The sequence below is a fragment of the Streptomyces sp. NPDC048270 genome, from assembly GCF_040652335.1.
Taxonomy (GTDB): Bacteria; Actinomycetota; Actinomycetes; order Streptomycetales; family Streptomycetaceae; genus Streptomyces.
Genome location: NZ_JBEZLV010000034.1, coordinates 17,095 through 40,715, shown reverse-complemented (window position 1 = coordinate 40,715; position 23,621 = coordinate 17,095). Strand labels below are relative to the sequence as shown.

Genomic DNA, 23,621 nt, shown 5'->3' with positions numbered 1-23,621 from the left:
CGCACCCCGGCGGCACGACCCGCACCAGCGCCTCCAACCTCAACTTCACCGCAGGGCAGACCATCCCCAACCTGGTCGTCGTCCCCGTCGTGAACGGAAAGGTCAGCTTCTACAACAACGCCGGAACCGTCGACCTCATCGCCGACATCGCCGGCTACTACACGGCGTAGCTTCGGCGAAACGAGCCTGCGCCGGTCGGCTTCCGGCCGGCGCAGGCCCGTTTCGGGCCGGTCACTTCCCCCGCTCGGCCGCGCCGCGTTCCACGCAGAACTCGTTGCCCTCCGGGTCGGCCATCGTCACCCAGCCCGTGCCGTCGGGGTTGCGGTGGTCGCCGACGACGGTGGCGCCCAGGGCGAGGATGCGCTCCACCTCCTCGTCACGCGTGCGGTCCTGCGGCTGGAGGTCCACGTGCACCCGGTTCTTCACGGTCTTGGCATCCGGCACCGTCACGAACAGCAGCGCCGAACCGGGCGCCGTGACCAGCGCCTCCGGGTCGCCGGGGAAGTCCTCGTCGGAGATCTTGCCGTCCAGCACGCCGGCCCAGAACTGCCCCAGGGCGTAGGCGTCGGAGCAGTCGAAGGTGAGGTGTCGTACGAGAGAAGTCATACGGCGGACTATCGGACAGGGCCGCCGGCCCTGTCCACCGAGTTCGGGGGGACCCGGGGCGCGGGAGCGGGCCTGTGATGGAGTGGGGCCATGACCGACTTCGAGACGATCACGGTTCCGGACCACCTCTGCGGGTACCCGGGCGTCGCCTTCGGCGGCTACGTGGCGGGGGTGCTCGCCGGGCGGGCCGCTGCGAAGACCGTACGGGTGGACTTCCGCCGGCCGGTGCCGACCGGGGCTCCGGTCCTGCTGGCCGGGACGGCCGACGGGGGCGCCGAACTCAGCGCCGGTGAGCTGCTGCTGGCGGCCGCGACGCCCGACGACCTGCGTACGGACGTTCCCGAAGCGCCGTCCTGGGCGGCGGCCTCGACCGCGGCCGAGGCCTACCGGGCGGCGCCGCCGGACGGCTCGACGGACTGCTTCGGATGCGGTCTGGACCGTACGCCGGCCACGGGACTGCGCCAGCACTGCGGGCTGGTGCCGGGCGGGGACCCCGGCCTGGTCGCCACCGCGTGGACTCCGTCGCCCGAGCTCGGCGGTCCCGACGGCCTGTTGCCGCCGGAGCTGGTGTGGGGCTCGCTGGACTGTCCGGGGAACGCGGCCGGACGCCTGCTGGGCGGCCGCCCGGCGGGCGCCGTCACGGCCGCGCTGACCGCGCGGCTGCTGCGGCCGGTCCCGGTCGGCGAAGGCCTCGTCACGTACTCCTGGCTGCTCGGCTCCGAGGGCCGCAAGTACACGGTCGGCACGGCCCTGGCCACGGCGGCGGGCGACCTGTGCGCCTTCGCCGAGGCCCTGTGGGTTCAGCCGCGGCAGATGCACGCCTAGGCCGCCTCGGGCGTCTCGGCCGTCTCCGAGGCAGGTACGCGAACGGGCCCCCGGTACTCCCGGGGGCCCGTTCGGCGTTTGGTGGCGACATTCGCTTGAACCTGTTCAAAAAAAGGCCTACAGTCATGCCTGTCAGCAAGTTGAACACGTTCAAGGGGGCTGGGGCAATGGACCTCACCGTGGTCGCGTACGTCATCTACCTGCTCATCAGCATCGGGCTCACCGTCTGGGTCGCCCGTACGCTCAGCCGTAACGGCCGCGTCTTCATCGGCGACGTCCTCCAGGGGAACGAGAAGCTCGCCGACGCCGTCAACCAGCTCCTGGTGGTCGGCTTCTACCTCGTGAACATCGGCTTCGTGACCCTCTACCTCCGCTCGGGCGAGGAGATAGTCCAGGCCCGCGACCTCTTCGAGGCGCTCTCGGTCAAACTCGGCGTCGTCCTGCTGGTCCTCGGGGTCATGCACCTCGGCAACGTCTGGGTCCTGAACAAGATGCGCCGCCGGGGCATCATGGAGCGCCAGCAGACCCCGCCGGTCACCCCGCAGGGGTGGACCGCACCGGCCGGGGCCTGACCGGTGGCCGCGCCCGGGTCGGCGGTGCGCCACCTGACGGTGCTCTACGACGCGAACTGCCCGCTCTGCGTGCACATCAGGCACTGGCTGCTCGCACAGCGCTGGCTCGTACCGCTGCGGCTCGTCCCCGCCGCATCCTTCGAGGCGCGGCGCCGGTTCCCGCAGCTCGACCACGAGTCGACGCTCAAGGAGATCACCGTGATCGGGGACTGCGGGCAGGTGTGGACCGGGACCGACGCCTTCATCGTGTGCCTGTGGGCGCTGGCCGAGCACCGGCCGAAGGCCAACTGGCTCGCCACGCCCGCCGGGCGGCCCTTCGCCCGGGCCGCCATGCACACCGCGTCGAAGTGGCGGGCGGCGGTGCGGACCGAGGGGCACCCGCAGGGGGCGCAGGACCCGGCCTGTGACGACCAGTGCTCCGCCCCCCGATAGGCTCGTGCACCGTGACTGATCAGAAGGCTCCCAAGAGCGAGCAGACCCGCACGCTCATCCTCGAAACCGCGCTCCGTCTCTTCCAGGAGCGCGGCTTCGACAAGACGACGATGCGGGGTATCGCGAAGGAGGCCGGTGTCTCGGTCGGCAACGCCTATTACTACTTCGAGTCGAAGGAACACCTGGTCCAGGGGTTCTACGACCGGATCGGCGCCGCGCACCAGGCGGCGGTCCGGCCCATCCTGGACAGCGAGACCGATCTGCAGAAGCGGCTCGCGGGCGTGCTGACGAGCTGGATGGACATCGCGGCCCCGTACCACGAGTTCGCCTCGCAGTTCTTCAAGAACGCGGCGGACCCGGAAAGCCCGCTCAGCCCGTTCTCGCCGGAGTCCGAGGACGCGCGGCAGGCGGCGATCGACATCCACCGCGAGGTGCTCGCGGGGGCGAAGACCAAGGTGCCGGCCGAGCTGGCCGACGTCCTGCCGGAGCTGATGTGGCTCTCGCAGATGGGCCTGGTCCTCTACTGGGTCTTCGACCGGTCGCCGAACAGCGAGAAGACGCGCCGGCTCGCCGAGCGCGGCGCGCAGCTGACGACGCGGGGCATCGTGCTGGCCCGGTTCCGGGTGCTGCGGCCGCTGGTGCGCGAAGTGCACGAACTGTTCGCGGACTTCCTGCCCGGCATGGCGCAGACGGCCACGGCGGGGGCCCGCAAGCGGGCCTCGGACCCGGACCCGGAGCCGGGCCCCGCGGACCCGAAGGCCCCGTAGCAGACCTCGCCCGCCGGCTTGGAGCGGTCGAGCACGGCGGCCGGCCACGGCCTGGCGGACGGCGAGGGGGCAGTGGCCTCCGGAAGGCTGGTTCGCAGCGGTGCACCACCGGTTCGAGGCGGTCAGGCCTGATATGAGGCGAGTTCGACGACCGTGATGTCGGACGGCGCGCCCACCCGGACCGGCGGCCCCCAGGCACCGGCTCCGCGCGACACCCACAGCTGCGTGTCGCCGTACCGCTCCAGGCCCTCGACGGTCGGGTTGGCGAGCTCGGCGAGGTAGTTGCCGGGCCAGAGCTGGCCGCCGTGGGTGTGGCCGGAGAGCTGGAGGTCGACGCCGTGCCGGACGGCGTCGTGGATCACGACGGGCTGGTGGGCGAGGAGCACGGCGGTACGGGTGCGGTCGCGGTCGCCGAGCGCCGCCCCGAAGTCGGGGCCCTGGCCCTCGCTCTCGCCCGCGATGTCGTTCACCCCGGCGAGGTCGAAGTACGGGAGGGCGCGGCGGGCGTTCTCCAGCGGGTTCAGGCCGAGCTCGCGGACGTGGTCCACCCACTGCCGGGCGCCGGAGAAGTACTCGTGGTTCCCGGTCACGAAGTACGCGCCGTGGCGGGCGGCGAGCCCGCGCAGCGGCTCGGCGGCCGGCCCGAGGTCCTGGACGTCGCCGTCGACGAGGTCGCCGACGATGGCGATGAGGTCGGGCTGGGTCCGGTTGACGGTGTCCACGATGCGCTGGGTGTGGGCCCGGCCGAGGATCGGGCCGAGGTGGACGTCGCTGACGACCGCGATGCGGAAGCCGTGCGCGGCCCGCGGCAGCTTGGCCAGGGGGACCTGCACCCGGCGGACACCGGGCCCGCGCAGGACGCCGTGCGTGCCGTACATCCCGTTCGCCACGGTTCCGAGGGCCACGGCGGCGGCCGCGCCGCCGAGGGTGCGCGCGACGAACCGACGGCGGGTCGGCTCGTCCGCGGAGGACGCGGAGGACCCGGAGGACCCGGCGGGCTCGACGGGAGCGACGGGTACGACGGGCGGGGCGACGGCAGTGGCCGTGGCGGCCGTGCCGGCGCCGTCCTGGCGGGCCTCGCCGGGGGCCGCGTCCGCCACCCGGGAGGGGATCCGGTGGGCCACTCGGCGGAGCAACAGCGCGCGGATCGGCTCCGCGACCAGCATCGTCAGGGTCAGGTACAGGAGTACCGCGAGCCAGAGGAACCCGGGCCAGGACACGGCCTGCTGGAGCGGGAAGGGAACGCCCGCGCGGCCCGCGGTCAGCGCGGCCACGGAGAGGAGGGGCAGGGCGATGGCCAAGGCGGTGCCGATGCGGCGGGGCAGGCCGCGGGGGGCCGTGGTGTCGCGGACCAGGCGGATCCACAGCCAGCGGTGGACCACCACCAGGAGGGCGATGACCGCGAGCGCGACCAGCGCGAAGAGGGCGGTTCTCATGCGTCCTGCTCCTTACGTGATGCACGCCGCAGCGCCCGGACCCCGCGCAACCCGATCACCCCGACGGCCGTCCCCAGGAGAAAGGACGACACCGCGAGCGTCAGGTGCACCCAGAAGTAGGCCGTGGGGTCGCCCGCCGCATCAAATGCCTGGCCGCTGCCGTTCTTCCACAGGTTCCGGACGAAAGACACCCAGATGAACCAGCTCCACACGCCGAAGGCGAGCAGGAACCAGGAGGCGGTACGGCTGAGTTTCATGGCCCCAGTATCGGATCGGTCCCCGGGACGGACGCGCCGGGGTGGGCTGTCCCGGCAGTGGTTGTACCGAATGGGCCGGTCAGCGCCGCCGTGCAGTCGATCGGGAGGTACTTTCACCTGCGTGTCTGTAAAGAAGACCGCGCTGACGGTCCTTTCCGCCGCGCTGCTGGTGCCCGCGATGCTCGCGGCCCCCGCGCATGCCGCGCCGACCCCGCCGACCGCACCGGCCGACGGGAAGGGGCGGCCTCCGAAGGTCGCGAACGGCCCGAAGGCGGCGAAGGCCGCGCCCGCGCCCCCGGTGTCGATGTCCACGGTCGGAGGGGCCCTGCTCGGCCAGCCGGGGACCCAGGTCAACCTGCTGCCCGGCGCGCCCGCCCTGCCCTCGAACCTGACGGGGCGCTCCTGGATCGTGGCGGACGCCGAGTCCGGCGAGGTGCTGGCCGCGCACAACGCGCACTGGCGGCTCCCCCCGGCCTCCACCATGAAGATGCTCTTCGCGGACACCGTGCTGCCCGGCCTCCCCAAGGACCAGGTCCACAAGGTCACCGACCAGGACATGGAGGGCGTGGGCCCGGGCAGCAGCCTGGTCGGGGTCAAGGAGGACCACGAGTACAGCGTCCACGACCTGTGGCTCGGGGTGTTCCTGCGGTCGGGGAACGACGCCGTGCACGTGCTGTCGGCCATGAACGGCGGCATCGAGAAGACCGTCAAGGACATGCAGGCGCACGCGGAGGAGCTCCAGGCGCTGGACACCCACGTGGTGTCGCCCGACGGCTACGACGCCCCCGAGCAGGTGTCGAGCGCGTACGACCTCACGCTGATCGCCCGCTCCGGACTGCAGAAGCAGGACTTCCGGGAGTACTGCGGCACGGTCGAGGCCAAGTTCCCCGGACTTCAGGAGCCCGGGAAGCCGCGGGACTCCTTCGAGATCCAGAACACCAACCGGCTGATGACGGGCGTGGGCGGCATCTCCCCGTACAAGGGGATCGCCGGGGTGAAGAACGGCAACACGACGATGGCCGGCTCCACCTTCACCGGCGCGGCGCAGCACGGCGAGCGCAAGCTGCTGGTCACGGTGATGAACCCGGGCGCGGGCGGGGCGAACTCGGTGTACGAGGAGACCGCCGCGCTCTTCGACTGGGGGTTCGCGGCGGCCGGGAAGGTCAAGCCGGTGGGCGAGCTGGTGCCGCCGAAGAGCGAGGACACCTCCTCGCACGGCTCCCCGGCCCAGTCCCACGAGAACAACCCCTCGGCGGGCGGTGTGGGCTCGGGCGGGATCGGTACCGCGCTCGGTGTCGCGGGCGGTGCGCTGGCCGTGCTGGCGGGCGGCGCGTTCGTGGTCAACCGGCGCTGGCCGCGCGGCCGCCGGGGCCGGGGCGAGGACCTGGTCTGAGGAGCGGTCGGGCGAGGAAGGGCCCCCGCGGCGTACCGCGGGGGCCCTTCCTCCGTTCCGCCCGGGTCAGAACGTCCGATCGGTGCGCCAGGTCGCCTGGCTGGACGGGTTGTTCAGGTCGAAGGTGGTGCCGGAGAGCCGGCGGTCCGGGCCGCGCTCGCCGGTGTAGCGGCCGCGGGGGCCGTGGTTCCAGCGGACGGTGAAGTAGATCTTCTCCCCGTCCACGTAGCCGCCGTTCTCGAGGGTCCCGACGGTGTTGCCGGACGAGACGCTTCCGAAGAGGTTGCCGCTGCCGTCCTGGGTCAGGTCCACCTTCACGGTCGCGTTGGACTGGTAGAGGTACCAGACCCCGCCGGCGTTGAAGGCGGGCGCGGCCCGTACGGGCCGCACCACACCGGCGTCGGACGCGGCGGCGGCGCCCGCGGGTGCGGCGAGGCCGGCCCCGGCGACGCACAGGAGCAGGGCGGCGGCGGTCGTGGTGAGGAGTTCGCGGGTGCGGCGTGAAGCGGACATGAGCCCTCCAGGGCGGCCAGGACGATCGTTCCCATCGATCCCGTTGCATCGTGCACGGAATCTCGCGACAGCCCTACCCAGGGCCCATGCGGACGATCTCCGGATTCACCCGAAGGAGTAGAGGGCTAGGCGCGGGGCCCTGCCGGCGCCTGCTCCCCGCGGGCTTCACCAGGGGCTTCGTCCTGGACTTCGCCGGGTGCCCCGTCGTCGCGGGTCGCGGTCCAGGACGCCACGAACAGCAGCAGCTTCGCCGTGAAGTTGATCCACAGCAACAGGGCGATCGGCACGCCGAAGGCCCCGTACATGCTCTTCGTCGCGACCCCGCTGATGTAGCCGCTCAGCAGGAGCTTCAGCAGCTCGAAGCCCGCCGCGCCGATGAGCGCGCCCTGGATCAGGCGGCCGCGCGGGGGGTCGACGCCGGGCAGCAGGGTCAGGACGTACAGCAGCAGGAGGAACGCGGCCAGCACGCCGACGAGGAAGCCGCCCGAGCGCAGCAGCACGCCGCCCGCGCCCTCGCGGGGGATGCCGAGCCACTCGGCGGACTTGCCGACCGCGCTGGCGCCGAAGATCGAGGCGGCGGCCGAGGCGAGGACGACACCGCCGAGGCCGAGCAGCACCAGTCCGTCCTTGCCCTTGCGGGCGACCGGGTTCCCCTCGTCCTCGTCGTCCTTCTCCCACACGGCGCGCAGGCAGTCCCGCATGGAGCCCACCCAGCCGATGCCGGTGAAGAGCAGGAGGGCGCCGGCGACGAGGCCCACGGTGCCGGCGTTGGCGACGAGCGCGTTGAGGTCGAGCTGCTCGGAGATGCCGGGGACCTGTTCGGCGAGGTTCTTCTGGAGCCGGTCCAGCTGGTCCTGGCTGAGGAGGACCGCGCCGACCGCGGCGGCCACGGTGATCAGGGGGAAGAGCGCGAGGAAGCTGATGAAGGTGATCGCGGCGGCGAGCCGGGTCCAGTGCACGCGGTCGAGGCGCTCGTACGAACGCCACGCGTGGGTGCGCATCAGACGGGCCGCCAGCGGGCCGATCACCGGGAGTTTGGTCAGCCAGTCCATGAAGTCACCGTAATTGCGCTGTCGGAAATAGCCGGTATTGCCGGATTCTGGGACTACGGTCGTCGACTGTGACTTTTCGCGAAGTACCCCGGACGGACCGTCCGTTCCACGCCCTGGTCCTGCGCAGGCTCAGGTTCCGTACGCATCAGGCCCTGCGGCCGCTCCGTCAGGAAGGGCGCGCCGTCGTCCCGGCCGCGTCGTCGGCGGGTGACCCCTGCTGCGCCGGGACGCCCGTCGGACCGGTGCCGAACGGATACTCGCGCAGCTTGCGCCAGACCCCGTCCGAACCCTGCTCGTAGAGCGCGAAGCCCGCGCAGACCCACTCGGCCGCGTACTCGGCGAGGGTCGTGAACGCCAGGTCCATCGCCTCCTCGGAGATCCCGTGGGCGACCGTGACGTGCGGGTGGTACGGGAAGGCCAGCTCGCGGACGAGCGGGCCCTCGGGGTCGCGGACCTCGCCCTGGAGGCGGGTGCAGCCCTCGGCGCCCTCGACGACCTTGACGAAGACGACCGGCGAGAGGGGGCGGAAGGTTCCCGTCCCCTCCAGCCGCATCCGGAAGGCCCGGAAGGCGGCGGCGACCGCCGACAGGTGGGCGCGGATCTCCGGGAGCCGGTCCGCCTCCACCTCGGTCGGCGGGACGAGGGTGACGTGCGTGGGGATGCCGTGCGCGGCGGCGTCCCCGAAGCCGGCGCGCAGCTGCTGGAGCTGGCTGCCGTACGGCTCCGGGACCGCGATCGAAACGCCGAGCGTTACGGTCCCCACGTATCTCTCCTCCGTGTGTCTGGATGGACTGCTGCCGCCAGTGTGGGGGCAGTACCCCCGGTCTCGCCAGGGCCCTCTTTCCCCCGGCGCCCGCCTCAGTGCTTGGCGGGCAGGAATCCGAGGCGGTCGTACGCCTGGGCGAGGGTTTCGGCGGCGACCGCGCGGGCCTTCTCCGCGCCCTTGGCCAGGATGGAATCCAGCGTCTCCGGGTCGTCCAGGTATTCCTGGGTGCGCTGCTTGAAGGGTGTGACGAAGTCGACCATCGCTCCGGCCAGGTCCGTCTTGAGCGCGCCGTAGCCCTTGCCCTCGTACCGCGCCTCCAGGGCGGGGACCGTCTCGCCGGTGAGGGTGGAGAAGATCGTGAGCAGGTTGCTGACGCCGGGCTTGTTCTCGGTGTCGAAGCGGATCTCGGCCTCGGTGTCGGTGACCGCGCTCTTGATCTTCTTCTCGGTGACCTTGGGCTCGTCGAGGAGGTTGATCAGGCCCTTGGGGGACGACGCGGACTTCGACATCTTGATCGTCGGGTCCTGGAGGTCGTAGATCTTCGCGACCTCCTTGACGATGTGCGCGGCGGGGAGGGTGAAGGTCTGGCCGAAGCGCTGGTTGAAGCGCTCGGCCAGGTCGCGGGTCAGCTCGATGTGCTGGCGCTGGTCCTCACCGACGGGGACGGCGTTCGCCTGGTAGAGCAGGATGTCGGCGACCTGGAGGATCGGGTACGTGAACAGGCCGACGGTGGCGTTGTTCGCCCCCTGCTTGGCGGACTTGTCCTTGAACTGGGTCATCCGGCTGGCCTCGCCGAAGCCGGTGATGCAGTTCATGACCCAGCCGAGCTGGGCGTGCTCGGGCACGTGGCTCTGGATGAAGAGCGTGCAGCGCTCCGGGTCCAGGCCGGCGGCGAGCAGCTGCGCGGCGGAGAGGCGGGTGTTCGCGCGGAGGTCCTTCGGATCCTGCGGCATGGTGATCGCGTGCAGGTCGACGACCATGTAGAACGCGTCGTGCGTCTCCTGGAGGGCGACGTACTGCCGGATGGCTCCGAGGTAGTTCCCGAGGTGGAACGAACCGGAGGTGGGCTGGATGCCGGAGAGCGCGCGAGGACGATCAGAAGCCATGGCCTCATTCTCTCAGGTGCGGGGGCGGGCTCGGGCCCGCCGCTGGCCGGATCCTTCCGGGTCGCGGCGGGCCGTTCCGTGCCGGGCCGCGGTACCGGGCGGTAGCCCGCCGTCCGGATCCCACCCCGGCCAAGCGACCGCTTTCCCCCACAACCCTCGCCGCTGCGCGGGGCCCCACGGCTCCGACCCCGCCCTCGCCGCTGCGCGGGGCTTCGCGGGGCGCTGCCCCCACCCGCGCCACAAACGCCGGCGGGGCTGACTGGTGCGGCCCCGGCTTCGCCCCGGACAGCGCTGCCGCTGCGCGGGGCTTCGCGGGGCGCTGCCCCCACCCGCGCCTCAAACGCCGGCGGGGCTGAGTGGGGCGGCCCAGGCTTCGTCCCGGACCGCGCTGCCGCTGCGCGAAGCCGTGGGCTCCACCCGGCCGACACCGCTACGCGGGGCTTCACGGGGGCGCTGCCCCCACCCGCGCCTCAAACGCCGGCGGGGCTGGGTGGTGCGGCCCGGCTTCGTCCCGGACCGCGGTGCCGCTGCGCGAAGCGGCTCCGCCCGGCCGACACCGCTACGCGGGGCTTCACGGGGGCGCTGCCCCCACCCGCGCCTCAAACACCGGCGGGCAACCCGGCCGCATGCGGTGGACGGCGTCGGGCATATCCAGCCCCGCCGGCGATTGAGGCGCGGGGTCCGGGGCGGAGCCCCGGTTTTGGAGCCGCGCCGGCGAGGGCGGGCGCGGGGCTCGGCTCCGCAGGGGTCAGGTCAGGGGGAGGCCCGGGGCCGGATAGGCCGACATCAGGGCCCCGACCTCGCCCCGGATCGCCAGGAGCGCGGCCTCGTCCGACTTGGCCGCCGCCTCCACCGCCCGCGCGATCCACTCCGCGACCTGCCCCATGTGCCCCGCACCCAGACCCCGCGACGTCAGCGACGGCGTGCCGATCCGGATCCCCGACGGGTCGAACGGCTTGCGCGGGTCGAACGGGACCGTGTTGTAGTTCACCACGATCCCCGCGCGGTCCAGCGCCTTGGCCGCCACCTTGCCCGGCACGTCCCGCGAGGTGAGGTCCATCAGGATCAGGTGGTTGTCCGTACCGCCCGACACCAGGTCGAAGCCCCGCGCCAGCAGCGCCTCGGCCAGGGCCTTGGCATTGGCCACCACGGCGTGCGCGTACGCGGTGAACGCAGGCTGCGCCGCCTCGTGCAGCGCCACCGCGATACCGGCCGTCGTCTGGTTGTGCGGCCCGCCCTGCAGCCCCGGGAACACCGCCTTGTCGATGGCCTTCGCGTGCTCCTCGCGGCACATCAGCATCGCCCCGCGCGGCCCCCGCAGCGTCTTGTGCGTGGTCGTCGAGATCACGTCCACGTGCCCCGCCGGGGACGGGTGCGCCCCGCCCGCGATCAGGCCCGCGATGTGGGCCACGTCCGCGACCAGGACCGCGCCCGCCTCCTCGGCGATCGACGCGAACGCCGCGAAGTCGATCGTGCGCGGCAGGGCCGTACCCCCGCAGAAGATGATCTTCGGGCGCTCCGCCAGCGCGAGCTCCCGCACCGCGTCGTAGTCGATCAGCCCGGTGTCCGGCCGGACCCCGTACTGCACGCCCCGGAACCACGAGCCCGTCGCCGAGACGCCCCAGCCGTGCGTGAGGTGCCCGCCCATCGGCAGCGCCATCCCCATCACCGTGTCGCCCGGCTCGGCGAAGGCCAGGTAGACGGCCAGGTTCGCGGGCGAGCCGGAGTACGGCTGGACGTTGGCGTGGTCCACCCCGAACAGGCCCTTCGCCCGCTCGACGGCCAGCGCCTCGACCCGGTCGATGTTCTGCTGGCCCTCGTAGTAGCGGCGGCCCGGGTAGCCCTCGCTGTACTTGTTCTGCAGCACCGTGCCGGAGGCCTCGAGGACTGCGGCGGACACGTAGTTCTCACTGGGGATCAGGCGCAGGGTCTCGGCCTGCAGGGTTTCCTCCGCCGCGACGAACGACGCCAGCTCGGGGTCGGTCGCGAAAAGGGCGGGATGGCGGCTCGCGGACATGGCGGGCTCCTCCGGGGTCGATGTGATCGGTACCCCGCGAGGCCCAGGCGAGCGGCCCTGTCTGCGGTCGAGCGCGCACGACTCCCCCGGAGTTCGTTCTCCGTACGCCAGTCGCCGTGCGTACCGCCCACCTTAGCGGGCGCGCCACGGGAAAGGTTTCTCCAGCCCTTCGGCGAGCGAGGATGGAGGGTGACGCCACCCTCGTCACAGGCCTGACGGACGATCGGAGACCCCGTGTCGACAACTGCTGATGCCATCCGCTCCGCCGACGCGCACAGCGCGCACAACTACCACCCGCTGCCCGTCGTCGTCGCGTCCGCGGACGGCGCGTGGATGACCGACGTGGAGGGCCGCCGGTACCTGGACATGCTCGCCGGCTACTCGGCGCTGAACTTCGGGCACGGCAACCGCCGCCTGCTCGACGCCGCCCGCGCCCAGCTGGACCGGGTCACGCTCACCTCGCGCGCCTTCTTCCACGACCGCTTCGCCGACTTCTGTACCGAACTCGCCTCGCTGTGCGGCAAGGAGATGGTCCTGCCCATGAACACGGGCGCGGAGGCGGTGGAAACGGCCGTGAAGACCGCCCGCAAGTGGGGGTACGAGGTCAAGGGCGTGCCGGACGGCCACGCGAAGATCGTGGTCGCCGCCGACAACTTCCACGGCCGGACGACGACGATCGTCTCCTTCTCCACGGACCACGAGGCGCGCGACCACTTCGGCCCCTACACGCCGGGCTTCGAGATCGTCCCGTACGGCGACCTCACCGCGCTGGCCCACGCCATCACCGAGAACACGGTCGCCGTGCTGCTGGAGCCGGTCCAGGGCGAGGCGGGGGTGCTCGTGCCGCCCGCCGGGTACCTGCCCGGCGTACGGCAGCTCACGCGCGAGCGGAACGTCCTGTTCATGGCGGACGAGATCCAGTCGGGGCTGGGCCGCACCGGTCGGACCTTCGCGTGCGACCACGAGGAGGTCGTCCCCGACGTGTACATCCTCGGCAAGGCGCTCGGCGGCGGGGTGGTGCCCGTCTCGGCCGTGGTCGCGGACCGGGACGTGCTCGGCGTGTTCCGGCCGGGCGAGCACGGGTCCACCTTCGGCGGGAACCCGCTGGCCTGCGCCGTCGGCCTGGAGGTCGTCGCGATGCTGAAGACCGGCGAGTACCAGCAGCGCGCCACCGAGCTCGGCGACCACCTGCACCGGGAGCTGAACCTGCTGGTCGGCGGGGGCGCGGTGACCGCCGTACGGGGGCGGGGGCTGTGGGCGGGCGTGGACATCGAGCCGTCGCACGGGACCGGACGGCAGATCTCCGAGAAGCTGATGGAGCGGGGCGTCCTGGTGAAGGACACCCACGGGTCGACCATCCGCATCGCCCCGCCGCTGGTGATCAGCAAGGAGGACCTGGACTGGGGGCTCGAACAGCTCCGGTCGGTGCTGTCGGCCTAGCGGACCCTGCCACGCGCCCCGCGCCCGAGCGCCGAGCGCCTAGAGGATGACGTGGGGCAGGAAGCGGGCGTACTCGTCCGTGACCGGCCCCGCCGATTCCCGGATGCCGAGCCCCGCCGCCTCGTCCTCGACGACCCACGCGCCGAGCACCACCCGGTTGCCGTCGAAGTCGGGCAGCGGGGCCAGGCCCTGGAAGCAGTACCGCTCGTCCTCGCGCGCCTCGAACGGCGCGCCGCCGGCTTCGTGGAGGGTGACTCCGGCGCCCTCGCGGCCGAGCAGCGGCTTGGCGACGTAGCCGCCCTCCCCGGCGAGCTCGCGCGGGCCGTCGAGGTAGGCGGGCAGCAGGTTCGGGTGCTCCGGGAAGAGCTCCCACAGGATCGCCAGCAGCGCCTTGTTGGACAGCAGCATCTTCCACAGCGGCTCGATCCAGCAGGTGGTGCCGGAGCCGCCGCCGTGGTCGTAGGTGCCGAGGACCTGGGGGCCGAACTGGTCCGTGGCCAGCCACTCCCAGGGGTAGAGCTTGAAGCAGCTGCGGATGAAGCGGAGCTTCTCGTCCACGAACCGGCCGGACAGGCTGTCCCAGCCGATCTGCTCGACGGACAGCGCCTGGGTGTCCAGGCCCGCCTGCTCGGCGGTCTCCTGGAGGTAGGCGACCGTCATCAGGTCCTCGCCGAGCTCGTCGGTCTCGGAGTGCGCGAAGTGCAGCGGGCCGGGCGGCAGCAGCTCGGCCTGGCGGCGCCAGGCGTCGACCAGGCGCTCGTGGAGGGAGTTCCACTGATCGGCGCCGGGGAAGCGCTCCTCCATCCAGAACCACTGCGGACTGGCCGCCTCCACCAGGGAGGTCGGGGTGTCGGCGTTGTACTCCAGCATCTTGGCGGGGCTGCCGGAGCCGTCGTAGCGCAGGTCGAAACGGCCGTAGAGCGACGGCTGTTCGGCGCGGCGGCGCCAGGACTCGGCGATCAGCGCGGCCAGCTTGGGGTCGGTGATGCCGAGGTCCGCGAAGCGGTCGTGCTCGACGATGTGCGCGGCGGCGGCCAGGCACATGGCGTGCAGCTCCTCGACCACGTTCTCCAGCGCCTCGACCTCGGGGAGCGTGAAGGAGTAGTACGCGCTCTCGTCCCAGTAGGGGCGCAGGGAGTCGTCGGGGTAGCGGGTGAGGGGATAGATCAGCCCCTGTTCCTCGACGGTCTTCTGCCAGTCGGGGCGGGGCTCGATGGTGTGCCGCTGCATGGGTTCCGGTTTCCTCAGCCGCCGCTGGAGCCGGAGCTGGAGTGGCCCCCGATGCCGCCGCGGGTGACGGCGGACTTGTCGAAGCTGCCGCCGGTGACCTTGCCGTTCTTGACGCTGCCCCCGTAGTAGTACGAGCCGGTCCCGCCGCTCTTGCAGTCCTTGTTGTTCAGGTGGTCCAGCGAGGAGCGGGACGCACAGCGCTTGTCCGGCTCGTTGCTGCTGCCGCAGGCCACGAGCGTGGCGGCGAGCAGGCCCATTCCGCCGAGCGCGACGGCGCCCGAGCGCATACGGCGCTTGTTGGTGCTGCTGGTGTCCATACCTGCTGCTCCCCCTATGTCCTGGCGTGCTCCCGACAGACTAGAGCGGAGCCCCCGGCCGATGGAATCCGGCCGTCCTCAGATCCGTGACCTAGAGTCAGTTCGTGCTCATTGGGATGATTTGCGCACTCGGTGCGGCGGTCTGTTTCGGTACGGCGTCGGTTCTCCAGGCGGTCGCGGCGCGGGCGGCGGAGCCGGGGACGGGGTCCGGAGTGGACCCGGCGCTGCTGCTGCGCGCGGTCCGGCAGTGGCGGTATATCGCCGGTCTGGGCCTGGACGCGGTGGGCTTCGTCCTCCAGATCATCGCGCTGCGCCACATCCCCATCTACGCGGTCGGCGCCGCTCTGGCCGCGAGCCTCGCGGTGACGGCGGTGGTCGCGGCCCGGCTGCTGAAGGTCCGCCTGTCGCGGACGGAGTGGGGCGCGGTGGCGGTGGTGTGCGCGGGGCTGCTGATGCTGGGCCTGGCTTCCGGGGCCGAGGGCACGGGGACCGGCTCGCTCGCCCTGAAGCTGGGGCTGCTGGTGGTGGCGGGGCTGATCCTGCTGGTCGGCGTGGTGGCGGGCCGGCTCCCCGACGGGCCGCGGGCCCTGGTCCTCGGCCTGGCGTCGGGCACGGGCTTCGGCGTCGTCGAGGTGGCCGTCCGCCTCATCGACTCGGTCCGGGACCTGGGCAACCCCGCCCTGTACGCCCTCCTGCTGGGCGGCGGCGCGGGCTTCCTCCTGCTCACCTCGGCGCTGGCCCGCGGCTCGGTGACCGCGGCGACGGCCGGCCTGGTCCTGGGCGAGACGATCGGCCCGGCGGTGATCGGCGTCGTGTGGCTCGGCGACCGCACCCGCGAAGGCCTGACCTGGCTGGCCGTCCTCGGCTTCACGGTGGCCGTGGCCGGAGCCCTGGCCCTGGCCCGCTTCGGGGAGCCCCCGGAGCCGGCGGCCGCCCCCGTACGGTGATCCCCGGCGACCCCGGCCCGACCGGCACGGGCACCGGCAGGGGGCTGGCAGGCGCGGCGAGCCCGGCCCGACCGGCAAGGGCACCGGCAGGGCGCTCCTACGGCAGCGCCGCCGACAGGGCCGCCAGGGTCGGGGTCCAGGCGCTGTCCGGTGGGGTGCCGTAGCCGACGACCAGGGCCTCGCGGGGCGGCAGGGACGCCTCGGGGTGGCGGAAGGCGGACAGTCCCTCCAGGGAGAGGTCCTGCCAGGCCGCCGACTGGAGGACCGAGCGCTCCGTCCCCGCCGGGAGGTCCAGCACCGCGTGCAGGCCCGCCGCGATCCCCGAGACGCCGGCCCGGTCGCCGACGGCCAGGACGAGCTCGTCGCGGCGGCGGCGGTAGCGCAGGCGCATGCCGCGTACGTGGCGGTCGTAGGCCCCCGACGTGATGAACTCCGCCAGCGTGAGCTGGTCCAGGGCGCTGGAGGCCCGGTCGCCCATCCCCTGGGCGGCCATGACCTCGTCCAGCAGCCCCGGGGGGACCACCATCCAGCCCATCCGCAGCCCCGGCGCCAGCGATTTGCTGGCCGTGCCGAGGTACACCACCCGGTCCGGGTCCAGTCCTTGCAGGGCGCCCACCGGCTGGCGGTCGTAGCGGAACTCCCCGTCGTAGTCGTCCTCCAGGATCAGCCCGCCGGTGGTCCGGGCCCAGTCCACCGCCGCCGCCCGGCGGGCCGGGGTCAGGGCCGCCCCCGTCGGGAACTGGTGCGCCGGGGTCAGCAGGACGGCGCCGGCCCCGGCGGTCAGCTCCTGCGTGCGCGCCCCGTCCCCGTCCACCCCCAGCGGCCGGGTCCGCAGGCCCGCTCGCGTGAGCAGGTTCCGGTGGATGTCGAGGCCGTACCCCTCCACCGCCATCTCCCGCACCCGCCGCGCCCGCAGCACCCGGGCCAGCAGGGTCAGCCCCTGCGCGAAGCCGGCGCAGAGCACGATCCGCTCCGGGTCCGTGTACACCCCGCGCGCCCGCGCCAGGTACCCGGTCAGCGCCTCCCGCAGCTCGGGGCGGCCGCGGCCGTCGAGCCCGTAGCCGAAGGCCTCGTTCGGCGCACCGGCCAGCGCCCGCCGCGCCGCCGCCAGCCAGGCCGACCGCGGGAAGCCGCCCAGGTCCGGGGAGCCGGGCAGCAGGCTGTACGTGAGCCCGCGGCGCGCGGCACGGCGTACGGGGACGGGAGCGGCGGGCCGGCGCGGCCTCGCCCGCTCCGCGACCCGGGTGCCGGAGCCCTGGCGGGCCGTCAGCCAGCCCTCGGCGACGAGCTCGGCATAGGCCTCCGCGACCGTGTTCCGGGCGATCCCCAGATCGGCGGCGAGCGAGCGGGAGGACGGCAGCCGGGTCCCGGCCGCCAGCCGCCCGCTGCGGGCGGCCTCGCGCAGCGCCTCGGTGAGCCCGGCCCGCAGGCCGCGGCCGGCGGAGAGGTCGAGGTGCAGGTCGGCACCGAAAGTGGCCCACGATTCCGTCATGGATATGGACCATAGCGGCGGGCCGCCTGGCTCCTAGGGTGGATCGCATGACGAACGCAGAGAACGCACCGAGCACGCAGACCGCACCCGAGCACACCCCCCGCATGCACATGGCGAAGCTCGCCCCCGAGGTCTACAAGGCGGTGCTGGGCCTGGAGATCGCCTCCAAGAAGGGCCTGGACCCGGCTCTCGTCGAGCTCGTCAAGATCAGGGCCTCGCAGCTCAACCACTGTGCGTTCTGCCTGGACATGCACACCAAGGACGCCGTCGCGGCCGGTGAGAGCGTGGAGCGGATCGTGCAGCTCGGCGCCTGGGAGGAGTCGCGGCACTTCTACACCGAGAAGGAGCTCGCCGCGATCGAGCTCACCGAGGCGGTGACGGTCCTGACCGACGGGTTCGTGCCGGACGAGGTGTACGAGAAGGCCGCGAAGCACTTCGAGGAGCGCGAGCTGGCCCAGCTGATCGCCGTCATCGCGACGATCAACGTCTGGAACCGGATCGGCGTCACGACGCGGATGGTGCCGGGGCACTACACCCCGGGCATGTACAAGAGCTGACCGGCTGACCGGCTGACCGGCTGACCGGCCCCGGTCAGTCCACCCGGAAGGACTCGACGACCGCCGTGAGATGTGCGCGCACGAGCGGGACGTCCGTGTTGGGGCCGTAGACCAGGAGCACCCACCGGGTGTCGTCGGCGGCGACGACGAGCCGCACGACGGCGTGGGCGGGGGGCTCGGCCGAGGCGGGATCGTCGAGTTCGTAGACCTGCTCGCAGCCGTCGCCGCCCACGGGCTCCCTGGAGACCTCCCGGTAGCCCGGGTACTTGCTCAGCTCCCCGGTGGACTCGCGCAGGACCTCGCAGGCCGACAAGGCGTCCTGGGTGGCCCGGACGATCTGCAGCCCGGCGCTCTGGTCGCCCCCGGCGGGCCGGTAGACGGTCCCGTATCCGCTCTCGCCGGGGCTGACCTGCCAGCCCGCCGGAATGCCCACCGAGAAGCCGGCCACGGTGTCGCGCACCCGCGTGGACTCGGCCCGCGGCGCGGGGCCCGAGGAGTCCGGCCCGCCCCGGTGGCCCAGGTACAGCCACCCGGCCACGGCGGCGGCGCCGAGGACGGCCACACCGAGCGTCACGCCGAGCAGCGCCGGGGCCCGCCGACGCCGGGTGCCCTGCGGGCTCGCGTACGGGTGCGGGGCACCCGGCGGGTAGGCGTACGGATTCCGGGGCGGGACCGCCGCCGAACCCCGTGCCGCGGCCCCGCCCCCGGCCGGAGCCGACTCCGGGGCCGCGGGCCCACCCGGCCCCCCAGCCGGCCCGGCACCCGGAGCCGAAGGCCCACCCGTCGTCGTGCCCGAGGCCGAAGCCCCACCCGGTTCGGCGCCCGGAGCCGGAGCCCCACCCGGTTCCGCGCCGCGCCCCGGGGGCGCCGTCGCGGTCTCCGCCGGAGCCTGGCCCGCGGCCGACGGCACACCCGAAGCCGAAGCCCCGCCCGGGCCCGCACCCGAAGCCGAAACCCCGCCCACATCCGCACCTGGAGCCGAAGCCCCGCCGGGGCCCGCATGCGGAGCCCCGCCCTGATCCGCACCTGGAACCGCAGCCCCACCCGGGCCCGCACCCGAAACCCCGCCCGGGCCCGCACCCGAAGCCCCGCCCTGGGCCGGAGGCCCGCCCGGGATTTGTTCCCAGCGTTGCGACCGCGGGTTCCAGCGGACCCCGCCCCCGCCCCCACCCTCCCCCGTCGGCACCGTCAGCCGCCCAGTGAGGTCAGCAGGGCGGCCAGGGCAGTGGCCGCGCTCACGGAGTCCACCAGCGGGGCCCACCGCTCCAGCGCCCCGCGCAGCCGGGCCGGCAGGCCCGCACGCACCTCACCGGCCGCCTCCAACTCACCGGCGACCTCGTCCAGTTCACCGTCCAGCGCCGCCCGGTCGGGGCTGCGGGGCAGCCGGACGAGGGCCGCGCGGAGCTCCCGTACGGCCTCCAGCAGTTCCTCGGCACCGGGCTGCGCGCCCTCCCCCGTACCACCACCGCCGTGATGGACGGTGTTGGTGTGGTGGGAGCCGCCGATGCTGAAACTGCTGCCGTGGATCTCGCCGATCCGTACCGCGGACTGCTCCGCGCCGCTACCACCGCTCGTCGCCACCGGTTCTCCCCTTCTTCTCCCTGCCCGCCGCGCCCCTGCCCCGGCCCGTATCCGGGTCCCGCGGGCCGGTGACGCTGTTGTGGCTCACTCCGCCGACGCCGAAGGCGCTGTTGGTCACTGATTGGATGAAGACCGCCCCCTCCGCCACGTTGACGGCCCGCTCCGCGAACTCCCTGGTGTGCCAGCCCGCCTCGTGCAGGGCCATGGCCACCCCGCCGACGATCCGCTCCTGCACCGTCTTCAGGTACCGGTCCAGGTCCATCAGCTGGAACAGCGAGGCATCGGGCTGCGAGGCGAGCTCGCGCACGGAGACGGCCGGTCCGGCCGGAATCGCCACGCCGTGCCCCGCGGTGGCCATCCGCCACGGGATGCGGACCGCGCGCAGCAGGGCGAGCAGCGCCGGGCCGAGGGCGCCCGCGCCGTTCACGACCGCCCAGACCACCTTGGCGAAGGCGGTGTTGCGCTGCTGGCGCTGGACGGTGTCGTCCGCCCGCCGGAAGTCGGGCCGGACGGGCAGCAGCACGTGCGGCGCCACTTCCAGCATCAGCATGCCGCCCTGCGTGTGCACGCGGATGAAGACGGTGACGACGAGGTTCTCGTCCCAGCCGCCGATCCGCACGCGCAGGAAGTGCCGGCGGCGCTCGCCGCCCTCCTCGATGGCGGACGCGCGGTGCTCGGCGAACGCCTCCTCCGACAGGTCGAGGGAGTCGACGTCGGGCAGTCCCTCGGCGGGCAGGAACACGCACTCGTCGATGACGAGTTCGCGCAGCCGGTCCAGTACGGAGGCCTCCGCCTCCGGCGACCCGTGCGGCGACGGGACGCGCAGGGCCTCCAGCCGTGGCCGGATCCGGTCCACGATCTGCGCGTTGTCCAGCTCCTCCGCCTGGCCGTCGCCGCGCGGGCGCAGTTCGACGGACAGCTGCCACGGCCGGTGCGCCCGGCCCGCGCCGCAGAACGGGTTGCCCACGTCGTACAGGACCAGCGGCCCGTGCTGGATCCGCTGGATCCGCGCGCGGGCCCGCCCGAAGCGCCGGCCCGTCACCACCAGGTCGCCCGCCCCGGCGGCGTAGCCCTCGCGGTCCAGCGAGCGGTGCAGGAGCCGGGCCAGGTGGCCCCGCTGGAGCCCGGCGACGGTCGTGAGCAGGAGGAAGACGAGCACGGCGACCCACGAGTAGGCCTCCCCGTAGAACCGCCCCATCCGCGGCCACTCCAGGAAGATGCCGAACGGGTTCTTCGCGATCACCTCGCCGACGAACGAGAAGAACCAGTCCGTGTCCCCGAAGCGCAGCGGCTGCACGCGGTCGTCGGCGAATCCGGCGGCCACCCCCCACAGGACGTTGCCGAGCATCCAGACGGCGTAGCCGCGCAGGACGTACTCGACGATCCGGCTGCCGCGGCCGGTCCGGTCGCGGCGGCGCCTGATCAGGCCCGCGGCGCCGAGCAGGAGCGCCGGGACGATCAGGAAGACGATGAAGGTCTGGAGCAGCAGCAGTCCGAGGGCCCAGACCGCCGCCACCGCCGCCGCCCAGGCGATCTCGACGTGCCGGGCGCGCAGGGCGTGGGCGAGCACGCGGGCCGCGTCGAACCCGTAGGAGGGCGCGACGAAGCGCTCCTCGTGGACGTACAGCTCGTCGATCACCCGGTCGCGGTACGCGGTGTCGAGGTAGACGCCCGCACACAGGAGCCGTCCGGCTTCCGTCTGCGACGGGTGGACGGGCGCTCTGCCGTCCGGATTGCTGCCACTCACCGAGTCCCCCCTCAGGTGTGGGAGGAAACCGTACGGGTCCGGGCGGCTTCGGTACAGGGCGGATCACGCCAAAAGGCCCCGGCGCGCTGGGCGCCGGGGCCTTTCGAAGGGGTGGAGCAGCGATCAGATGAGGCCGAGCTCGCGGACCGCGTCGCGCTCCTCGACGAGCTCCTGCACGGAGGCGTCGATGCGGGCGCGGGAGAACTCGTTGATGTCCAGGCCCTGGACGATCTCGTACTTGCCGTCCTTGGTGGTGACGGGGAAGGAGGAGATGATGCCCTCCGGGACGCCGTAGGAGCCGTCCGACGGGATGCCCATGGAGGTCCAGTCGCCCGCCGCGGTGCCGGTGACCCAGGTGTGCACGTGGTCGATGGCGGCGTTGGCGGCCGAGGCGGCCGAGGACGCGCCACGGGCCTCGATGATCGCGGCGCCGCGCTTGGCGACGGTCGGGATGAAGGTGTCGGCGAGCCACGCCTCGTCGCTGACGACCTCGGCGGCGTTCTTGCCGGCGATCTCCGCGTGGAAGATGTCCGGGTACTGGGTCGCCGAGTGGTTGCCCCAGATGGTGAGGCGCTTGATGTCGGAGACGGCGGCGCCGGTCTTGGCGGCCAGCTGCGAGATCGCGCGGTTGTGGTCCAGGCGGGTCATCGCGGTGAAGCGCTCGGCCGGTACGTCCGGGGCGGCGGCCTGCGCGATGAGCGCGTTGGTGTTGGCCGGGTTGCCCACGACCAGGACCTTGATGTCGTCCGCGGCGTGGTCGTTGATGGCCTTGCCCTGCGGCTTGAAGATGCCGCCGTTGGCGGAGAGCAGGTCGCCGCGCTCCATGCCCTTGGTGCGCGGGCGGGCGCCGACGAGCAGCGCGACGTTGGCACCCTCGAAGCCCTGGTTCGGGTCGTCGAAGATGTCGATGCCCTGGAGCAGCGGGAAGGCGCAGTCGTCGAGCTCCATGGCGGTGCCCTCAGCGGCCTTCATGCCCTGGGGGATCTCCAGAAGGCGGAGCTTGACCGGCACGTCCGCGCCGAGCAGGTGGCCGGAGGCGATGCGGAAGAGCAGCGCGTAGCCGATCTGGCCGGCGGCGCCGGTGACGGTGACATTCACGGGAGTGCGGGTCATGGCCTTCTCCGTTAGACAGCTGGCGGTGGGGCGTCCCCGCCCCATGTGCTGGAGGACGCCGCTTCCCAGTAAATCTTGACGTGAAGAGACATCCGCGGTCAGGCTATCGGACCCTGGCGCCGCCGGAGGCCCGGGGGCCCATTCGGCTCCGGCAGCGCCGTGCGGCGCGGTCAGCGGACGGTGAAGCGGACCGCCGTCTCCAGGAACGGGATGTTCAGCAGCGGCTTGGGCTCGATCACCAGCGCGAGCAGGGTGATCGCCACGCCCAGCAGCCCGTACGTGACCATGTCCGTGAAGCGGGAGCGCACCGCGAGCATGCCCACCGAGGGCAGGACCCGCCGCAGCACCGAGGCCGCGATGAGGGCCACGCCGATCACCAGGCAGCCGATTCGCGGATGCCCCATCGCGGTGGCGAGCAGCCCGGCCGCGGTGGCGGTGAGCACGCTGAGCATCGGCCACTGGCGGGCGGGCGTGGACACGGCCCCGGGCACGGCGCGGCCGCTGCCCTCGGGACGGGCGGTGTCCCGGGTGACGGAGGGGAAGCGCCGGGACCGGGCGGCGTCGGCGGCGGGCGCCGGGCGCTCCTCTCCCCGCTCAGCCCGCACTGGTGCTCCGTTCCGCGGCCTCGACGACATTGACCAGCAGCTGTGCCCGGGTCATCGGGCCGACGCCGCCCGGGTTCGGGGAGATCCAGCCCGCCACGGCCGCGACTCCGGGGTGGACGTCGCCGACGATCTTCCCGTTCTCGTCGCGGCTGACGCCCACGTCGAGCACGGCCGCGCCCGGCTTCACGTCCTCCGGCTTGACCAGGTGCGGGACACCGGCCGCGGCGACGATGATGTCCGCCTGGCGCAGCAGCCCGGAGAGGTCGCGCGTACCGGTGTGGCAGAGCGTCACGGTGGCGTTCTCGGACTTGCGGGTCAGCAGGAGGCCGATCGAGCGGCCGACGGTGATGCCCCGGCCGAGGACGACGACGTGCGCGCCGTTGATGTCGACGCCGTGGTGGCGCAGGAGTTCGACGATGCCGTACGGGGTGCAGGGCAGCGGGCCGGGCTCGTTCAGCACCAGCCGGCCGAGCGACATGGGGTGCAGGCCGTCGGCGTCCTTCAGCGGGTCCATCAGCTCCAGGACCCGGTTGGTGTCGATGCCCTTGGGAAGGGGGAGCTGGACGATGTAACCGGTGCATTCCGGATTGGCGTTGAGCTCCCGTACGACCGCCTCGATGTCCTCCTGGGAGGCCGTCGCGGGAAGTTCGCGCTGGAGGGAGGCGATGCCCACCTCCGCGCAGTCCTTGTGCTTGCCGTTGACGTACCAGCGGCTGCCCGGGTCGTCACCGACCAGCAGGGTGCCGAGGCCGGGGGTGGTGCCCCGTGCCTTCAGGGCCGCCACACGGGCGGTCAGTTCGGACTTGATCGCGGCTGCGGTGGCCTTGCCATCGAGAATCTGGGCGGTCAT

The 23,621-nt window shown here is 73.0% G+C and carries 25 protein-coding genes and 1 riboswitch; of the genes, 8 read left to right on the top strand and 17 right to left on the bottom strand.

What is annotated here, in order from left to right:
- Nucleotides 1-231 precede the first annotated feature (231 nt).
- Nucleotides 232-606: a VOC family protein gene (locus tag AB0D66_RS26020; protein WP_362308147.1), complete on the bottom strand. Its 375-nt coding sequence runs from the start codon at nucleotides 604-606 to the stop codon at nucleotides 232-234.
- Between the two features lie 90 nt (nucleotides 607-696).
- On the opposite strand from AB0D66_RS26020, the gene AB0D66_RS26015 reads away from it, so the two are divergent.
- The 4 genes from AB0D66_RS26015 to AB0D66_RS26000 all read left to right on the top strand — a co-directional run bounded on the left by AB0D66_RS26015 (nucleotide 697) and on the right by AB0D66_RS26000 (nucleotide 3,202).
- Nucleotides 697-1,431 carry a hotdog fold domain-containing protein gene (locus AB0D66_RS26015; protein WP_362308144.1) on the top strand — a complete coding sequence of 245 codons (735 nt, stop codon included), beginning with the start codon at nucleotides 697-699 and terminating at the stop codon, nucleotides 1,429-1,431.
- A 167-nt stretch (nucleotides 1,432-1,598) separates the two neighbouring features.
- The gene (locus AB0D66_RS26010) at nucleotides 1,599-2,003 is read left to right on the top strand and encodes a hypothetical protein (protein ID WP_362308141.1); all 405 of its coding nucleotides are present in this window, start codon (nucleotides 1,599-1,601) and stop codon (nucleotides 2,001-2,003) included.
- A 3-nt stretch (nucleotides 2,004-2,006) separates the two neighbouring features.
- Nucleotides 2,007-2,435, top strand: coding sequence for a DCC1-like thiol-disulfide oxidoreductase family protein (locus AB0D66_RS26005; RefSeq protein ID WP_362308138.1), 429 nt, complete (start codon nucleotides 2,007-2,009; stop codon nucleotides 2,433-2,435).
- Nucleotides 2,436-2,446: 11 nt separating this feature from the next.
- Nucleotides 2,447-3,202 carry a TetR family transcriptional regulator gene (locus AB0D66_RS26000; RefSeq protein ID WP_362308135.1) on the top strand — a complete coding sequence of 252 codons (756 nt, stop codon included), beginning with the start codon at nucleotides 2,447-2,449 and terminating at the stop codon, nucleotides 3,200-3,202.
- A gap of 122 nt (nucleotides 3,203-3,324) precedes the next feature.
- Here the strand turns inward: AB0D66_RS26000 and AB0D66_RS25995 are convergent, their stop codons facing one another.
- Together AB0D66_RS25995 and AB0D66_RS25990 are read right to left on the bottom strand one after the other, a co-directional pair.
- Nucleotides 3,325-4,638, bottom strand: coding sequence for a metallophosphoesterase (locus AB0D66_RS25995; protein ID WP_362308132.1), 1,314 nt, complete (start codon nucleotides 4,636-4,638; stop codon nucleotides 3,325-3,327).
- A complete protein-coding gene (locus AB0D66_RS25990; protein WP_362308129.1) occupies nucleotides 4,635-4,895 on the bottom strand; it encodes a hypothetical protein in 261 nt (86 codons plus the stop codon). Before AB0D66_RS25990 ends, AB0D66_RS25995 begins: the two co-directional genes overlap by 4 nt.
- Before the next feature lie 121 nt (nucleotides 4,896-5,016).
- Here AB0D66_RS25990 and AB0D66_RS25985 point away from each other — a divergent pair, with 121 nt between their 5' ends.
- Complete coding sequence (locus AB0D66_RS25985) at nucleotides 5,017-6,288, top strand: D-alanyl-D-alanine carboxypeptidase (protein ID WP_362308126.1); 1,272 nt, start codon at nucleotides 5,017-5,019, stop codon at nucleotides 6,286-6,288.
- Between the two features lie 66 nt (nucleotides 6,289-6,354).
- Here the strand turns inward: AB0D66_RS25985 and AB0D66_RS25980 are convergent, their stop codons facing one another.
- From AB0D66_RS25980 to glyA, 5 genes are all read right to left on the bottom strand, one after another.
- Entirely contained in the window at nucleotides 6,355-6,801 is a 447-nt protein-coding gene (locus tag AB0D66_RS25980) for a hypothetical protein (protein WP_362308123.1), read from the bottom strand.
- Nucleotides 6,802-6,926: 125 nt separating this feature from the next.
- A complete protein-coding gene (locus AB0D66_RS25975) occupies nucleotides 6,927-7,853 on the bottom strand; it encodes a YihY/virulence factor BrkB family protein (RefSeq protein WP_362308120.1) in 927 nt (308 codons plus the stop codon).
- 166 nt (nucleotides 7,854-8,019) lie between these two features.
- Nucleotides 8,020-8,616, bottom strand: a complete 597-nt coding sequence (locus AB0D66_RS25970; protein WP_362308117.1) for a 2'-5' RNA ligase family protein — start codon at nucleotides 8,614-8,616, stop codon at nucleotides 8,020-8,022.
- 95 nt (nucleotides 8,617-8,711) lie between these two features.
- Nucleotides 8,712-9,725: a tryptophan--tRNA ligase gene (gene trpS / locus AB0D66_RS25965; protein WP_362308114.1), complete on the bottom strand. Its 1,014-nt coding sequence runs from the start codon at nucleotides 9,723-9,725 to the stop codon at nucleotides 8,712-8,714.
- Nucleotides 9,726-10,473: 748 nt separating this feature from the next.
- Nucleotides 10,474-11,742, bottom strand: a complete 1,269-nt coding sequence (gene glyA / locus AB0D66_RS25960) for a serine hydroxymethyltransferase (RefSeq protein ID WP_362308112.1) — start codon at nucleotides 11,740-11,742, stop codon at nucleotides 10,474-10,476.
- 34 nt (nucleotides 11,743-11,776) lie between these two features.
- Nucleotides 11,777-11,867, bottom strand: a riboswitch (ZMP/ZTP riboswitch).
- A 109-nt stretch (nucleotides 11,868-11,976) separates the two neighbouring features.
- Here glyA and rocD point away from each other — a divergent pair.
- Nucleotides 11,977-13,182 (top strand): ornithine--oxo-acid transaminase, encoded by a 1,206-nt coding sequence (gene rocD / locus AB0D66_RS25955; protein WP_362308109.1) that lies wholly within the window; start codon nucleotides 11,977-11,979, stop codon nucleotides 13,180-13,182.
- A 39-nt stretch (nucleotides 13,183-13,221) separates the two neighbouring features.
- Here the strand turns inward: rocD and AB0D66_RS25950 are convergent, their stop codons facing one another.
- Nucleotides 13,222-14,412 (bottom strand): glutathionylspermidine synthase family protein, encoded by a 1,191-nt coding sequence (locus AB0D66_RS25950; RefSeq protein WP_362308107.1) that lies wholly within the window; start codon nucleotides 14,410-14,412, stop codon nucleotides 13,222-13,224.
- Nucleotides 14,413-14,426: 14 nt separating this feature from the next.
- The gene (locus tag AB0D66_RS25945) at nucleotides 14,427-14,729 is read right to left on the bottom strand and encodes a hypothetical protein (RefSeq protein WP_362308104.1); all 303 of its coding nucleotides are present in this window, start codon (nucleotides 14,727-14,729) and stop codon (nucleotides 14,427-14,429) included.
- A gap of 116 nt (nucleotides 14,730-14,845) precedes the next feature.
- Here AB0D66_RS25945 and AB0D66_RS25940 point away from each other — a divergent pair, with 116 nt between their 5' ends.
- A complete protein-coding gene (locus AB0D66_RS25940; RefSeq protein ID WP_362308101.1) occupies nucleotides 14,846-15,676 on the top strand; it encodes a hypothetical protein in 831 nt (276 codons plus the stop codon).
- A gap of 97 nt (nucleotides 15,677-15,773) precedes the next feature.
- On the opposite strand, the gene AB0D66_RS25935 is transcribed toward AB0D66_RS25940, so the two are convergent.
- Entirely contained in the window at nucleotides 15,774-17,168 is a 1,395-nt protein-coding gene (locus AB0D66_RS25935) for a PLP-dependent aminotransferase family protein (RefSeq protein ID WP_362308098.1), read from the bottom strand.
- Between the two features lie 47 nt (nucleotides 17,169-17,215).
- Here AB0D66_RS25935 and AB0D66_RS25930 point away from each other — a divergent pair, with 47 nt between their 5' ends.
- Nucleotides 17,216-17,725: a carboxymuconolactone decarboxylase family protein gene (locus AB0D66_RS25930; RefSeq protein ID WP_362308096.1), complete on the top strand. Its 510-nt coding sequence runs from the start codon at nucleotides 17,216-17,218 to the stop codon at nucleotides 17,723-17,725.
- Nucleotides 17,726-17,759: 34 nt separating this feature from the next.
- Here AB0D66_RS25930 and AB0D66_RS25925 read toward each other — a convergent pair whose 3' ends face one another.
- The 6 genes from AB0D66_RS25925 to AB0D66_RS25900 all read right to left on the bottom strand — a co-directional run bounded on the left by AB0D66_RS25925 (nucleotide 17,760) and on the right by AB0D66_RS25900 (nucleotide 23,621).
- Complete coding sequence (locus AB0D66_RS25925; protein ID WP_362308093.1) at nucleotides 17,760-18,299, bottom strand: hypothetical protein; 540 nt, start codon at nucleotides 18,297-18,299, stop codon at nucleotides 17,760-17,762.
- Nucleotides 18,300-18,913: 614 nt separating this feature from the next.
- On the bottom strand, nucleotides 18,914-19,306 hold the full coding sequence (locus AB0D66_RS25920) for a hypothetical protein (RefSeq protein WP_362308090.1): 393 nt from the start codon (nucleotides 19,304-19,306) through the stop codon (nucleotides 18,914-18,916).
- The gene (locus AB0D66_RS25915) at nucleotides 19,287-21,053 is read right to left on the bottom strand and encodes a hypothetical protein (RefSeq protein ID WP_362308088.1); all 1,767 of its coding nucleotides are present in this window, start codon (nucleotides 21,051-21,053) and stop codon (nucleotides 19,287-19,289) included. The genes AB0D66_RS25920 and AB0D66_RS25915 overlap by 20 nt, the downstream gene beginning before the upstream one ends.
- 123 nt (nucleotides 21,054-21,176) lie before the next feature.
- Nucleotides 21,177-22,166, bottom strand: a complete 990-nt coding sequence (locus tag AB0D66_RS25910; protein WP_362308085.1) for a malate dehydrogenase — start codon at nucleotides 22,164-22,166, stop codon at nucleotides 21,177-21,179.
- A gap of 170 nt (nucleotides 22,167-22,336) precedes the next feature.
- Nucleotides 22,337-22,771: a DUF3017 domain-containing protein gene (locus tag AB0D66_RS25905; protein WP_362308083.1), complete on the bottom strand. Its 435-nt coding sequence runs from the start codon at nucleotides 22,769-22,771 to the stop codon at nucleotides 22,337-22,339.
- Entirely contained in the window at nucleotides 22,761-23,621 is an 861-nt protein-coding gene (locus AB0D66_RS25900; RefSeq protein WP_362308080.1) for a bifunctional methylenetetrahydrofolate dehydrogenase/methenyltetrahydrofolate cyclohydrolase, read from the bottom strand. The genes AB0D66_RS25905 and AB0D66_RS25900 overlap by 11 nt, the downstream gene beginning before the upstream one ends.

Coding starts and splice junctions, on each gene's coding strand:
- AB0D66_RS26020 (WP_362308147.1), bottom strand. CDS start 606: ATGACTTCTCTCGTACGACACCTCACCTTCGACTGCTCCGACGCCTAC.
- AB0D66_RS26015 (WP_362308144.1), top strand. CDS start 697: ATGACCGACTTCGAGACGATCACGGTTCCGGACCACCTCTGCGGGTAC.
- AB0D66_RS26010 (WP_362308141.1), top strand. CDS start 1,599: ATGGACCTCACCGTGGTCGCGTACGTCATCTACCTGCTCATCAGCATC.
- AB0D66_RS25995 (WP_362308132.1), bottom strand. CDS start 4,638: ATGAGAACCGCCCTCTTCGCGCTGGTCGCGCTCGCGGTCATCGCCCTC.
- AB0D66_RS25990 (WP_362308129.1), bottom strand. CDS start 4,895: ATGAAACTCAGCCGTACCGCCTCCTGGTTCCTGCTCGCCTTCGGCGTG.
- AB0D66_RS25980 (WP_362308123.1), bottom strand. CDS start 6,801: ATGTCCGCTTCACGCCGCACCCGCGAACTCCTCACCACGACCGCCGCC.
- AB0D66_RS25975 (WP_362308120.1), bottom strand. CDS start 7,853: ATGGACTGGCTGACCAAACTCCCGGTGATCGGCCCGCTGGCGGCCCGT.
- trpS (WP_362308114.1), bottom strand. CDS start 9,725: ATGGCTTCTGATCGTCCTCGCGCGCTCTCCGGCATCCAGCCCACCTCC.
- glyA (WP_362308112.1), bottom strand. CDS start 11,742: ATGTCCGCGAGCCGCCATCCCGCCCTTTTCGCGACCGACCCCGAGCTG.
- AB0D66_RS25950 (WP_362308107.1), bottom strand. CDS start 14,412: ATGCAGCGGCACACCATCGAGCCCCGCCCCGACTGGCAGAAGACCGTC.
- AB0D66_RS25945 (WP_362308104.1), bottom strand. CDS start 14,729: ATGGACACCAGCAGCACCAACAAGCGCCGTATGCGCTCGGGCGCCGTC.
- AB0D66_RS25940 (WP_362308101.1), top strand. CDS start 14,846: ATGATTTGCGCACTCGGTGCGGCGGTCTGTTTCGGTACGGCGTCGGTT.
- AB0D66_RS25935 (WP_362308098.1), bottom strand. CDS start 17,168: ATGACGGAATCGTGGGCCACTTTCGGTGCCGACCTGCACCTCGACCTC.
- AB0D66_RS25930 (WP_362308096.1), top strand. CDS start 17,216: ATGACGAACGCAGAGAACGCACCGAGCACGCAGACCGCACCCGAGCAC.
- AB0D66_RS25910 (WP_362308085.1), bottom strand. CDS start 22,166: ATGACCCGCACTCCCGTGAATGTCACCGTCACCGGCGCCGCCGGCCAG.
- AB0D66_RS25900 (WP_362308080.1), bottom strand. CDS start 23,621: ATGACCGCCCAGATTCTCGATGGCAAGGCCACCGCAGCCGCGATCAAG.